The organism is Pseudomonas sp. CC120222-01a, assembly GCF_003097235.1.
GTDB lineage: Bacteria > Pseudomonadota > Gammaproteobacteria > Pseudomonadales > Pseudomonadaceae > Aquipseudomonas.
On record NZ_QEQQ01000014.1, the window covers coordinates 1 to 12,085 of the forward strand.

At 65.4% G+C, this 12,085-nt stretch carries 11 protein-coding genes; 3 read left to right on the plus strand and 8 right to left on the minus strand.

What is annotated here, in order from left to right; translation table 11 throughout:
• Positions 1 to 108 precede the first annotated feature (108 nt).
• The gene (locus N430_RS17900; RefSeq protein ID WP_110638138.1) at positions 109 to 933 is read right to left on the minus strand and encodes an aldo/keto reductase; all 825 of its coding nucleotides are present in this window, start codon (positions 931 to 933) and stop codon (positions 109 to 111) included.
• Positions 934 to 1,158: 225 nt separating this feature from the next.
• Here N430_RS17900 and N430_RS17905 point away from each other — a divergent pair, with 225 nt between their 5' ends.
• Positions 1,159 to 2,037 carry a DMT family transporter gene (locus N430_RS17905; protein WP_110638139.1) on the plus strand — a complete coding sequence of 293 codons (879 nt, stop codon included), beginning with the start codon at positions 1,159 to 1,161 and terminating at the stop codon, positions 2,035 to 2,037.
• A gap of 144 nt (positions 2,038 to 2,181) precedes the next feature.
• Here the strand turns inward: N430_RS17905 and N430_RS17910 are convergent, their stop codons facing one another.
• From N430_RS17910 to N430_RS17920, 3 genes are read right to left on the minus strand one after another with little or no spacing between them, the layout of a single operon-like run.
• Positions 2,182 to 3,633, minus strand: a complete 1,452-nt coding sequence (locus N430_RS17910; protein ID WP_110638140.1) for an aldehyde dehydrogenase family protein — start codon at positions 3,631 to 3,633, stop codon at positions 2,182 to 2,184.
• Entirely contained in the window at positions 3,630 to 4,598 is a 969-nt protein-coding gene (locus N430_RS17915) for an NAD(P)-dependent oxidoreductase (RefSeq protein ID WP_110638141.1), read from the minus strand. Before N430_RS17915 ends, N430_RS17910 begins: the two co-directional genes overlap by 4 nt.
• A gap of 10 nt (positions 4,599 to 4,608) precedes the next feature.
• Positions 4,609 to 6,000 (minus strand): FAD-binding oxidoreductase, encoded by a 1,392-nt coding sequence (locus tag N430_RS17920; RefSeq protein WP_110638142.1) that lies wholly within the window; start codon positions 5,998 to 6,000, stop codon positions 4,609 to 4,611.
• A gap of 197 nt (positions 6,001 to 6,197) precedes the next feature.
• Here N430_RS17920 and N430_RS17925 point away from each other — a divergent pair, with 197 nt between their 5' ends.
• A complete protein-coding gene (locus tag N430_RS17925; RefSeq protein ID WP_110638143.1) occupies positions 6,198 to 7,253 on the plus strand; it encodes a GlxA family transcriptional regulator in 1,056 nt (351 codons plus the stop codon).
• A gap of 63 nt (positions 7,254 to 7,316) precedes the next feature.
• Here N430_RS17925 and N430_RS17930 read toward each other — a convergent pair whose 3' ends face one another.
• From N430_RS17930 to N430_RS17940, 3 genes are read right to left on the minus strand one after another with little or no spacing between them, the layout of a single operon-like run.
• Entirely contained in the window at positions 7,317 to 7,655 is a 339-nt protein-coding gene (locus tag N430_RS17930; RefSeq protein ID WP_110638144.1) for a RidA family protein, read from the minus strand.
• An 11-nt stretch (positions 7,656 to 7,666) separates the two neighbouring features.
• Positions 7,667 to 8,017 carry a cupin domain-containing protein gene (locus tag N430_RS17935; protein WP_110638145.1) on the minus strand — a complete coding sequence of 117 codons (351 nt, stop codon included), beginning with the start codon at positions 8,015 to 8,017 and terminating at the stop codon, positions 7,667 to 7,669.
• An 11-nt stretch (positions 8,018 to 8,028) separates the two neighbouring features.
• Positions 8,029 to 9,408, minus strand: coding sequence for an MFS transporter (locus tag N430_RS17940; RefSeq protein WP_110638146.1), 1,380 nt, complete (start codon positions 9,406 to 9,408; stop codon positions 8,029 to 8,031).
• 298 nt (positions 9,409 to 9,706) lie between these two features.
• On the opposite strand from N430_RS17940, the gene N430_RS17945 reads away from it, so the two are divergent.
• Positions 9,707 to 11,185 (plus strand): FAD-dependent oxidoreductase, encoded by a 1,479-nt coding sequence (locus N430_RS17945; RefSeq protein ID WP_110638147.1) that lies wholly within the window; start codon positions 9,707 to 9,709, stop codon positions 11,183 to 11,185.
• 108 nt (positions 11,186 to 11,293) lie between these two features.
• On the opposite strand, the gene N430_RS17950 is transcribed toward N430_RS17945, so the two are convergent.
• Positions 11,294 to 12,076 carry an NAD(P)-binding domain-containing protein gene (locus N430_RS17950; RefSeq protein WP_110638148.1) on the minus strand — a complete coding sequence of 261 codons (783 nt, stop codon included), beginning with the start codon at positions 12,074 to 12,076 and terminating at the stop codon, positions 11,294 to 11,296.
• Positions 12,077 to 12,085 lie beyond the last annotated feature (9 nt).

Genomic DNA, 12,085 nt, shown 5'->3' on the forward strand with positions numbered 1-12,085 from the left:
TCCCACGGTCTGTACTGCGCGAACAGTCAGAAGCGAGTTATGACCCTCCTCCTCCCTTCAAGTCCTACCATACAAGCGGGTTTACCCGCGAAGAGACCCTGTCAGGACTCAGCTATTCCAATCCGGGGCAAAGTCCGGGCTGACCACCCGCTGATCCTTCGGCAACCCGGCAATCAGTGCCCGGTCGGCATCATCCAGTTGCACCTCCAGCGCCGCCAGGTTGGCCAACTGGTTTTCCCGGCTGCTGGCCTTGGGAATCACCGCCACCCCGTCCTGGTCCAGCAACCACTTCAACGCCACCTGGCTTGGCAGCACATCATGCTTGCGCGCAATCTCGCGGATCACCGCCTGCTCCGCCGCACGGCCACGGGCCAACGGGGTGTAGGCGGTCAGCAACAGGTCATGTTGACGGGCGTAGTCGAGCAGCGGTTGCTGGTTGAGCAACACGTGGTATTCGACCTGGATCGCCGCCAGCGGCGCGCCCAGTTCTTCGACCACCCGGCGCAGCAGGCCAAGCGGGAAGTTGGCCACGCCAATGCTCCGCGCCTTGCCTTCATCACGCAGGGCCACCAGGGTTTCGATGCTGCGGGCCAGGTCCCAGTCCTTGCCGGGCCAGTGGATGTGGAACAGGTCGACCTGCTCGGTGCCCAGCGCGCGCAGGCTGTCTTCCAGCGACTGGCGCATGGCCTTGGGTTGCAGACGGTCCCACCAGACCTTGGTGGTCAGGTGGATCTGCTCGCGGGGCACGTGGCTGTCGCGCAGGGCCTGGCCGACGGCGGCCTCGTTGTCGTAGGCGGTGGCGGTGTCGATGTGCCGGTAGCCCAGCTCCAGCGCCTGGTGCACGGCACGGGTGCATTCATCGCCAGTCATCGGCCAGGTGCCCAGGCCGATGCAGGGCAGGTCGAGGCCGTTGCGGGTGGTGAGCCTTTGCATGAAAACTCCTTGTTCGAGGTCGAAGGTCCGCAGGCGATGGTGCGCGCTTTGGCGGGTACGGACCATGCAGCCGGGGCGGAAAGTGGTCGATCAGCGAACGGAATGGCAAACGTCCCATGGAAAGGGTGGAAATGAACTTCCTTAAGTCGTCGTATCTCTTCTAGAATCCGTGCTGTCGCACCTTCCCCTGGCGCAGCATCGAGCCGCGCCGCTGTCGAGAACGCCATGAGTTCCAGCACACCGCTGTCCGGAGTCAACCAACCCCTGCGCGGCATCGCCCTGGTGGTGGTGGCGACGTTCCTGTTCGCCAGTCACGATGCCCTGTCCAAATTCCTCGGTGGGCTCTACCCGATCGTCATGGTGGTGTGGGCGCGCTACGTGGTGCACACGCTGTTGATGGCGGGGATCTTCCTGCCCAAGTCGGGCCTCAATGTGTTGCGTACCCGTCGCCCGGTGCTGCAGACCTTGCGTGCGCTGAGCCTGCTGAGTACCAGCCTGCTGTTCACCACCGGCTTGCAATACCTGCCGCTGGCCGAGGCGACCTCGGTCAACTTCCTTGCCCCGGTGCTGGTCACCGCGCTGTCGGCGCCGTTGCTCAAGGAGCGGGTGACGACCGGGCAGTGGGTCGCGGTGGTGCTGGGCTTCATCGGCGTGCTGGTGGTGGTGCACCCCGGAGGCGCGATGTTCACCCCGGCGATCCTGTACCCGTTCGGATCGGCGCTGGGCTTCTGCTTCTATCAGCTGCTTACGCGCATTCTGGCGGCTTATGACAGCCCGACCACCAGCAACTTCTACGCCGGGCTGTGCAACACCCTGGTGATGAGTGCGCTGGTGCCGTTCTTCTGGGAAGTGCCGCGCTGGGAGCATGCGTTGCTGATGCTGGCCCTGGGCGGTTTCGGCATGAGTGCGCACCTGCTGCTGACCCAGGCCTTCCGCCACGCAGCGCCAGCGCTGCTGGCGCCGTTCAGCTACTGCCAGATCGTGTTTGCCGGGTTGCTGGGGCTGCTGATCTACGGTCAGGTGCCTGACAGTGCGAGCTTGCTGGGTATCGCCATCATCTGCCTGAGCGGCCTGGGCGCTGCGTGGATGCAGCGCAAGAAGTAAAAGGGTTTGAGATTGCCGGGGCTGCTGCGCAGCCCATTCGCGACGCAAGGCCGCTCCCACATGGGATTGCGTTCTCCTGTGGGAGCGGCCTTGCCGGGGCGCCGGACCGGTCGGAAAGGGCCGCAAAGCGGCCCCATGGCCCTGTCAGGCCAACTGGTAAGTGGTCTTCACCCGGGTAAAGAACTGCCGCGCATGGGTCCCTTGTTCCCGCGACCCCAGGCTCGAAGCGCCATTGCCACCAAACGGCACGTGGTAGTCCACCCCCGCCGTCGGCAAATTGACCATCACCATGCCGGCCGAGCTGTTGCGCTTGAAGTGCTCGGCGTGGCGCAGCGAGGTGGTGACGATCCCCGCCGACAATCCGAATGCCGTGTCCTCGGCAGCGGCAAAGGCTTCATCGTAGTCACGCACCTTGAGCACACTCAGCACCGGCCCGAAGATCTCTTCGCGGTAAATGCGCATGTCCGGCGTCACCTCGGTGAACAGCGCCGGGGTAAACAGATAGGCCCCCGCAGCGTTCTCCACCACCTCGCCACCGCACACCAGCTTCGCCCCCTGTTCACGACCACTGGCCACGTACGCCAGGTTCTGCTCCAGCTGTCGGCCATCGACCACCGGGCCGATATCGGTACTGGCCTGCAACGCATCGCCCACCGTCAGCGCACGGGTGCGTTCGGCCAGGCGCGCGACGAAGGCGTCGTGGATGCCCTCGGTAACGATCACCCGCGAGCTTGCCGTGCAACGCTGCCCGGTGCTGAAGAACGAACCGTTCAGCGCCACGTCCACCGCCTGCTCGAGGTCGGCATCGTCGAGCACGATCAGCGGGTTCTTGCCGCCCATTTCCAGCTGCACTTTCTTCATGCCTTCCGCCGCCAGTCGGGCGATCTGCCGGCCAGTATTTTCCGAGCCGGTGAAGCTGATTCCATCGATCAGCGGCGAGCGGATGATCGTGTCGCCGACGCTGCGCCCCGGCCCGATCAGCATGTTGAACACGCCCGCAGGCAGGCCGGCGCGGGAGATGATCTCGGCCAGCGCCCAGGCCGAGGAGGGCACCAGCTCGGCGGGCTTGAACACCACGCAGTTGCCGAAGCACAGCGCCGGGGCGATCTTCCACGCCGGGATGGCGATCGGGAAGTTCCACGGCGCAATGATGCCGACCACGCCCAAGGGTTGGGTGAACACGTCGATGCCCACGTCCTGGCGCACCGACTGGTATTTCTCGCCCTCGGCGCGCAGCGCCTCCTGGGCGTAGAACTTGAACGAGCGCCCGGCGCGGTCCACTTCACCGAGGGCCTCGCGGACGACCTTGCCTTCCTCGCGGGCCAGCAGGGTGGCCAGCTCCTGGCGGCGGGCGAGAATTTCGCTGCCGATGAAGTCCAGCGCATCGGCGCGCTGCTGCGGGTTGCTGCGCGCCCAGCCAGGTGCGGCGCGGCGGGCGGCGACGAGGGCCTGTTCGGTCAACGCCTGGTCGGCACGGACGAAGCGCTCGATCACCTCACCGGGGTTGGACGGGTTGCGGTTGTCCAGCACATCGCTGCCGCTGTCCAGCGCGACGAAGGCGCCGTCGACGTAACTGCTCTTGGTAACCAGGGTCATGCGCTACGGATCCTTTTGGCGGAGTTGTGGCGGGCGACGAAGTCGCTGATGTTGTCCACGGCGCTGTCCATCAGCTGCTGCATGGCGTCTTCGCTGCTCCAGGCGATATGCGGGTTGAGCAGGAAGTCGTCGCGGTCGATCAGCTGGAACAGCGGGTTGCTCGGGTGCAGCGGCTCGACTTCCACCACGTCCAGCGCCACGCCACCCAGGCGCCCGTGCTGCAGGGCGTCGATCAACGCGGCTTCGTTGACCACGCCACCGCGGCCGGTGTTGACCACGATGGCATCCGACTTCATCAGTGCCAGGCGGTCGGCGTCGATCAGGTTGTGGGTTTCCGGCGTGAGCGGGCAGTTGATCGACAGCACGTCGCAGCTGCGCAGCAACTCGGCCAACGGTCGGCAGTCGCTACCGCGGCGCTTGCCACCCCGGTCCTCGAACAGCACCTGCATGCCGAAGGCCCGCGCCAGTTCGGCCAGGCGCAGGGCAATCGGGCCGCTGCCGATGATCGCCAGCTGCTTGCCACGCACATCGCGGATGCGGTGGTCGAAGTAGATGTTCTTGTACTCGGCCTCGCCGGCATGCACCTGGCGCATCAGCCGGGTGAACGCGGCCGGGCGGCGGAACAGCTCGAGGATCATCGCCAGGCTGTGTTCGGCCACGGTGTTGGCGGCGTAGCCCGGCACGCTGGCCACTTCGATGCCATGGGCGTCGCAGTAGTCGACATCGACGATGTCGCGGCCGGTCAGGGCCAGCGAGATCATCTTCAGCTTGGGCAGCTGGCGCAGGTGTTCTTCACGCAGCGGCACGCTGCAGGTGAAGGCGATGGTGGCATCCTTCAGGTGCTCGAGCATCTGCTCCGGGTGGGTGTAGGCAAACTGCTGCCAGGTGTGTTCACAGTCCGGGCGCTTGAGCCGGGTGGAGGGCGCCAGGCCCTCGTCGTCGAGCAGGACGATATGTTCGCTCATGCTGTCTTCCTTATTTTTTCTGCGCCGGCACATAGCCGGCCGGGGCCATGCTGACCAGCTGGCGGGTGACGAAACCGGCGTCCTGGTCGTGGTCTTCCAGCGACTCCTTGCGCACCAGCGCATCACGCACCATGTGCGCGCCGAAGAAGCGGAACGGCTCTGGCGGCAGCAGCTTCATCTTCTGGTTGACCAGGCCGCAGTTGGCCCACTCGTCATTGGCATGGGTGGCCAGCGACTTGATGATGCGGCTGGCGAACACCGTGGTAGCCACGCCGTTGCCCGAGAAGCCGATGCCGTAGCTCACCGTCTGGTGATGGTCGAGGTAGCCGAAGTTGGGCAGCCCTTTCATGGCCCGGTCGATCGGGCCGGTCCAGCTGCTGACCACCGGCACGTCCTCCAGTTGTGGGTACAGGCGGCGCAGCTCGGCGGCGACCTTGTCGGCGGCCGGCGAGGGTTTTTCATACAGGTTGCCGATGCGTCCGGCATAGGCGAACTGGCCCAGCGGCTTGCCGAACACCACGCGGCCGTCCGGGGTGTTGCGCCAGTAGTTGAGCACGGTGCGCGAGTCGGTCATGCACTCGCCGCGGCTGAAACCGATGGCGTCGAGCTTGGCCTTGACCGGTGCAGTGGCCACCATGTCGCTGGACATGATCGCGATCATCCGGCGCAGCTCGGGGAACTGCGCGCCCCAGGCATTGAGCGCCAGCACCACGTGGTTGGCCTTCACGTGGCCCTTGGCGGTGTGCACCACGGGGTTTTTCCCACGCACCAGGTGGGTGAACGGCGATTTCTCGAAGATCTTCACCCCCAGCTTCAGCGCCACCCGGCGCAGGCCACGGGCGAGCATGGCTGGCTGCACGGTGGCGGCGTTGGGGTCGAAGATGCCGCCCAGCACCAGCGGCGAGCCGACGCGACCACGGATGGTCTCGCGGTCCAGGTCCTGGAACGGGTTGACGTCGAGCTTCTGCAGCCCTTCGGTGAGCACCCGCCAGGAGTTCATCTGCCGCTGGTTGGTTGCGGTCCACAGCCAGCCGTCCTTGCGGTACTGGGCATCGATGCCGTGCTCCTGGCAGAAGCTGCCGATCTCGTCGATCGCCGATTCCGCCGCCTCGCAGATGCGCCGCGCCTCGACGTCACCGCAGATGGTGCGCACCGACAGGTACTTGCCCCACCAGTTGGTGGCGATGCCACCGTTGCGCCCGCTGGCGCCGGAGCCGCAGCGGTCGCGCTCGACAATGACGATGGTTTTTTCCGGGTGGGCCTGCTTCAGGCGAATGGCCGACCACAGGCCAAGAAAACCACCGCCGACGATACACACGTCGGCTTGAATCGAATCCTGCAGGGCAGGGGCCAGGTCACTGTCCAGATCGAGTGCCTGGGCATACCAGAATCCGCGGTACATGAGGGGTGCCTCTGAGCATGTTGTTGTGACGACATGATGCTCAGCGTGGCCGGCGGCCCGATATTACAGGCATGACAATTGATAGAACGGCGGCGCGTTTTGTCATGGACTTACTATTTGTCGTGCGGCATATGATATGCCGGACGCCAGGTGCGCCCTACAATGGCGCTATCCAGCATGTCATGAGGCCGACTTTCATGGTTGCGCAACTACAAGAAGAACAACAACTACAACCCCCGGCGCAGATCAAACCCGAACTGCGCGTCGGCTTCGTGCTGCTCAACCAGTTCACCCTGGTGCCCGTCGCCGGCCTGGTGGATTCGCTGCGCTTTGCCGCCGACAAGTCGTTCCGCAGCCAGCAAGTCTATTGCCAATGGGACTGGATGACCCTCGACGACCAGCCGATCGCCGCCAGCTGCGGTATGCCGGTCTCGCCGACCAAGCCGCTCAACCTGTTCGCCCAGTACGACTACATCGTGGTCGCTGGCGGCCTGCTGGGCGAAACCCGCAACCCGCCGGGCTGGCTGCTGGATGCCCTGCGCGACGTGCATGCGGCCAACATCCCGATCATCGCCCTGTGCTCGGCTTCGTTCGTGCTGGGCAAGGCCGGCCTGCTCGACGGCCGCCGCTGCGCCGTGCATTTCACCTTGCGCGACGAGTTCCGCGAGCGCTTCCCGCTGTCGACCATGGTCATCGACAAGAGCTACGTCGATGACCGCGGCATCATCACCTGCCCGGGCGGCACGGCCATTGACCTTGCGGCCAACCTGATCCGCCGCCATTGCGGCGCGGTGCGGGCGCAGAAGGGCCTGGAATATTTGCTGGTGGATGAGCGGGCGGAGGAGGAGAGTGACCAGGCTGGCAGCGACAGCGTGTACCAGAACGACCGGGTACAGCGGGCGATTGCCTTCATGCGCGCCAACCTCGATGCGTCGATGACGCTCAAGGCGGTGGCCGAAGCGGTGGGCACCCACCCGCGACAGTTACACCGCGAGTTCGTCGCCAACACCCAGGAACCACCAGCCAACTACTGGCGCAAACTGCGCCTGGATCACGCGCGGCGCCTGCTGGTGAACACCAGCCAGAACATCACCACCATTGCCCTGGCCTGCGGGTTTTCCGATGCTTCGCACTTCATCCTGTGGTTCCGCAAGCAGTATGGCGAGACGCCGTACAGCTTCCGCAAGCGGCGGCACGAAGTGGAGCGGTTTGACTGGCATGGTGACAAAGTAGGTCTGGACCCAGACTTGTAGCTTGGCTTGCTGGCCCATTCGCGGGCTTGTCTCGCGAAGGGCCGCAAAGCGGCCCCAGCAATCTCAAAGCTGCCCGAAGGCCTGAATCTCGATGCGGTACTCAGGCGCCGCCAGAGCAGCCCCCACACAAGCCCGCACCGGCGGCTGGCTCCCCACCCAGGCGTCGTACACCTCGTTCATCGCCGCAAACTCGCCCATGTCGGCCAGCCAGATCTGCATGCGCGTGAGGTTTTGCTTGCCGGCCCCGATCTGCGCCAGCCACTGCTCCAGTTGCGCCAGCACACAACGTGTCTGCGCAGCGATATCACCCGCTTCCAACGCAACGATCCCGGAGGTCTCGATGCGCCCATCCACCAGCACCATCTGGCTGGCCCTTGGGCCAGGGTTGATCCGTTCGATCATCTGCCCGCTCCTCAGAACAGCACGTAGGTCTTGCGCAGGGTTTCGTGGATATGCCACACGCCCTCGCAGTTTTCCGGGAACAGCACGGCATCGCCGGCACGCAGCTCCACCGGTTCGCCACCATCAGGGGTGAAGGTGCAGCGGCCACTGACGATATGGCTGAACTCGCGGTTCTTGAGGAAGCGGCGGAACACGCCCGGGCTGCTTTCCCACACACCGATGCTGGCGCCGACCGCTTCATCGGTCTGGTCCTGGGCAGAGGCGGCATGGGCGATCGGTTCGCCGATCGGCAGGCGGGCAGGGGCCGGTTCACCCAGCAGCGAGGCAGGGGCATTGCGGACAACGGTAAGGACTTGGCTCATGACGGGTTCCTTCAGGCTTTACGAGCGACAGATTTATAGGTGGGCGAAGTCGTTGCGGCTTGCCCGCCGAGGGCAGCGGCTTGCTGCAGGTCGAGCTTGCTGGTCTCGGGGGCCAGCCACCAGGAGATCAGCGCACCGAACAGTGAGATCAGGGCAGCGGCGAACATGGTGTTGGCCACGCCATAACTGGCCAGGGAGATCGGCACCAGATAGGTGCCCACGGCGGCGCCAATGCGCGACAGCGACGTTGCCAGGCCCACCGCCGAGGCACGGATCTCGGTGGGGAACAGTTCGTTGGGGTACACGTATTCCAGCACCTGGGCACCGCCGATCAGCACCGCATAGGCGCCGAACAGGATCAGCACGGTGGTTGGCGAAGCGTCGGGGAACACGCCCAGCAGCACCAGCGACAGGCCCGACCAGAGGAAGCTGTGGATCAGCATCTTGCGCCGGCCCAGGCGGTTGATCAGCAGGGTCGCCAGCAGGCAGCCGAGGGTGAACAGGAAGGTGATGGCGATCGAGCCGTAGGCGGCCCAGTCGCCGGTCAGTTTCAGCGCCTGCAGCACCTTGGGGGCGAAGGCATAGATGGCGAACAGCGGCACGATGGCGCAGGTCCAGAACAGCGTGACAAAGGCCATGCGCTTGCCGTAGCCCGAGTGGAACAGCGACCACAGCGACACCGGTTTGCCGCTGCTCTGCTCGGGCAGGTCGGCAATCGAGTAGTCTGGGCCGTAGACTTTCTTGATCACCGCGTCGGCTTCGGCCTTGCGGCCCTTGCTCAGCAACCAGCGTGGCGATTCCGGCGTGCCGCTGCGGGCAATCAGGAACAGTGCTCCCGGCACCAGCGCACTGGCCAGTACCCAGCGCCAGCCGTCGTCACCGCCCACGCGCAGCAGCAACTCGCCGACCACATAGGCTACGGCAGCGCCGGCAAACCACATAAGCACCATGGCCGCCAGCAGTGGGCCGCGCTGCTTGCGTGGCAGGAACTCAGCCAGCAGCGACGTGGCGATCGGATAGTCGGCACCGACCGCGACACCGATCAGCAAGCGCCAGGCGAACAGCGCCCAGGCCGACTCTACCCAGAACTGCGCCACCGAGAAACCGACAATGGCGATCAGGTCCACCAGATACAGCACCTTGCGCCCGTACTTGTCGGTGAACCAGCCACCGATGAAACCGCCGAGGAACACCCCGATCAGTGCCGAGGCGGCAATCAGGCCTTCCCAGAAAGCCGACAGCTGCAAGGCGTTGGTGATTTGCAGCATGGCCACGCCGATGATGCTCAACACATAGCCATCGAGGAACGGCCCGCCGGCGGAGTAGACGGTCAGTTTGCGGTGGAAGGCATTCAGCGGAGCATCTTCGACAGAGCGTTTGGATGTGGTCATTCAACTTACCTCTTGTTGTTATTCACGCATCAGCGTGGCGGCACTATGGCACTGGCCTCGCGGGGCTCCATATAACGGCTGGGACGAGTCATGGGATGCGCTGGCGGGGCTTGCCCAAGGCTTATGCAAGTTGTCCTGGATGTTCTAGTGGGGAGGGTGGGGGCTTTTCTATCGTGGGCTTGCCCGCACAGGATTGCCGCAGCCCTGAAGCCGGCGCAGTCCCTGTGGGAGCGGGCAAGCCCGCGAAGAAGGCAACGCATATCTTCCAGAACAAACACAAGAATCCGGAACCAGAATCATGACCCGTCCCCCCTTGGAATCCCTCGACGGCGACCACTACGACGTGGTGGTCATCGGCGCCGGTGCGGTCGGCTGTGCCGCCGCCCGGCAGCTGGCCGCGCGCAACTTCCGTACCCTGCTGGTCGACCGTGGCGACATCGGTGCCGGCACCTCGTCGCGCTCCAGCCGCATGCTCTATTCCGGCCTGGGCTACCTGGCCGCGCGCTACCCGCTGTGGCAGATCCCGTTTCGCCCGCTCGACATGTGGCAGCGCCTGCGCTACACCCGCGAGGTGATGCGTTGCCGCGCCGAGCTGGTCAAGGACATGCCCGGGCACCTGACCAGGCACCGTTTCCACTACCCGTTCCGCAAGGGCGACCGCTACCCGCCATGGCTGGTGGACATGGGCTTTCGCCTGGTCGAAGCGCTCGGTGGCTGGAAAGTGCCGCTGGCCTACCGCCGCCAGTCGGCGCAGCAGGCGGCCGGCGACAGCGCCATGGCCGCTGGCCTGGGCGGGCCGTTGCGTGGCGTGGGGGTGTTCGAGGAATACATGTACGCCTGGCCCGAGCGCATCTGCGTCGACACCGCGCTGGACGCACAATGGCGCGGGGCGACGGTACGCACCTATACCCGCGTCAGCCAGCTGCAGCGCAGTGAAGGCCAATGGCAACTGACCCTGGACGAGCAGGCCCCCGAGGCGCTCGGCCAGGCGCACGTCACTGCCAAGGTGGTGATCAACGCCGCCGGGCCCTGGGTCGATCGTGTGACCGGTGCGGCCGACCGTGGACCGCGGGTGCTCGGCATCAAGGGCGTCAATGTCATGGTGCGGCTGCCCGAGGCCTATCGTGGCCAAGGCCTCGAAGCGTTCTCCAGCAAGGGCGAGCCTTACTACGTGTTCCCCTGGCGTGAATTCCACTTCATCGGCCCGACCGAGTCGCACTTCACCGACGACCCGGACACGGTGCGTGTCGAGGACGGCGAAATCGACTACATCCTCGCCGAAGCCAATCACCTGTTCCCCGACCTGCAACTGACCCGCGCCGACGTGCAGCACTGCTGGTGCGGCGTGCGCCCGACCTCGACTTTGGACGGCCGCAGTACCTACTTGCCGGTGCGCCTGAGCGAGGCGGCCGGCAAGCCGGACCTGCTGACCCTGACCGGCTCGACCATCATGCTCCATCGCCATGCGGCGCGGGTGATCGCCCGGGGCGTAGAGGCGCGCCTGGGCAAACGGGGCAGGGCGCCCAAGGGCATGATCGAACGCGAGCGCATCGATGGCCAGGACATTGCCCGTATCGTTGCCCGTGAGCATGTGGTGCGGCTGGTGGACCTGGTGCGTCGGCGTTTGCCATGCGGGCTGGACCCGGACCTGGGGCGTGAGCGGGTGGAGCAGTTGTCGTACCGTGCGGCGGCGGCGATGGGGTGGACGGAGGCGCGGCGGCAGGAGGAACTGAAGCACTTCGAGGAAGATACTGCCCGGGTGTATCGCCAACTCTAGATCGTTATCAAGGCTGCTGGCCTCATCGCGGATAAATCCGCTCCTACAGGGGTTATGCATTCCTTGTAGGAGCGGATTTATCCGCGATGAGGCCGGGACAGGAAAAGCCTATCGCCCAGGCAACCCCGACCGGGTCAGCAACGCATCCAGCACCACCTCGCAAGCCGCCCCCCAGTTGGCACTCACCGGCTGATGCATCAACACCGCCAGGCCATCCGCCGTAAAAGTCCCGGGCGTGGCAATCGCCTGCCCCAACGCCTTCAGGGTGTACTCCGGCTGCTGCTGCGCACTGGTCACGCAATCCTGCATGTTGCCCAGCACCAAAGCCCGAGCCTCAGCCGCCGGCAGCCCCTTGTCGGTCAGCCACTGCTGCAAGTCATGCAGCAGGAAATAGAACCAGCCATTCATGCACGCCGCCACCGTGGCCAGCTCGAATGCCGGCTCATCCTGCACCACCACCAGGTTGCCCAAGGGCCCCAGGCACTGTTCGGTCAGCGCATCCGCCGGGCATACGACCACGGTGGACTGGTTGTACTGCGCCGCATACGACAGCATCACCCGCACGCAATGCGCACCCGGGAAGGCCGTGGCCAGCAGTTCCAGGCTGACCCCGGCCGCCAGCGATACCAGGCGCTGGCCGGGGCGCAGGCGCACTTCACCGGCCAGTTGGGCCAGCGATTCCGGGCGCACGCCGAGGATCACCAGGTCAGCCTGATCGACCACCGCCTGGTTGCTCGGCAGCACCTCGCACCCCTGTTCCACAGCAAGCACCTCGGCCCGCTGGGCGTTGCGCGGCGACAGGTAGAGCGCGCCCTCGAAACCACTGCGGCGCAGGCCGAGCACCACTTTTTCGGTCAGCTCGCCGACCCCGAGAATACCCAGGCTATGCATGTTGCCTCC

What these genes read in the sequence shown, in the direction of transcription:
- N430_RS17935 (WP_110638145.1), bottom strand. Translation starts at nt 8,017, where the DNA reads ATGAGCCAAGTCCTTACCGTTGTCCGCAATGCCCCTGCCTCGCTGCTG.
- N430_RS17920 (WP_110638142.1), bottom strand. Translation starts at nt 6,000, where the DNA reads ATGTACCGCGGATTCTGGTATGCCCAGGCACTCGATCTGGACAGTGAC.
- N430_RS17905 (WP_110638139.1), top strand. Translation starts at nt 1,159, where the DNA reads ATGAGTTCCAGCACACCGCTGTCCGGAGTCAACCAACCCCTGCGCGGC.
- N430_RS17910 (WP_110638140.1), bottom strand. Translation starts at nt 3,633, where the DNA reads ATGACCCTGGTTACCAAGAGCAGTTACGTCGACGGCGCCTTCGTCGCG.
- N430_RS17925 (WP_110638143.1), top strand. Translation starts at nt 6,198, where the DNA reads ATGGTTGCGCAACTACAAGAAGAACAACAACTACAACCCCCGGCGCAG.
- N430_RS17900 (WP_110638138.1), bottom strand. Translation starts at nt 933, where the DNA reads ATGCAAAGGCTCACCACCCGCAACGGCCTCGACCTGCCCTGCATCGGC.
- N430_RS17930 (WP_110638144.1), bottom strand. Translation starts at nt 7,655, where the DNA reads ATGATCGAACGGATCAACCCTGGCCCAAGGGCCAGCCAGATGGTGCTG.
- N430_RS17940 (WP_110638146.1), bottom strand. Translation starts at nt 9,408, where the DNA reads ATGACCACATCCAAACGCTCTGTCGAAGATGCTCCGCTGAATGCCTTC.
- N430_RS17950 (WP_110638148.1), bottom strand. Translation starts at nt 12,076, where the DNA reads ATGCATAGCCTGGGTATTCTCGGGGTCGGCGAGCTGACCGAAAAAGTG.
- N430_RS17915 (WP_110638141.1), bottom strand. Translation starts at nt 4,598, where the DNA reads ATGAGCGAACATATCGTCCTGCTCGACGACGAGGGCCTGGCGCCCTCC.
- N430_RS17945 (WP_110638147.1), top strand. Translation starts at nt 9,707, where the DNA reads ATGACCCGTCCCCCCTTGGAATCCCTCGACGGCGACCACTACGACGTG.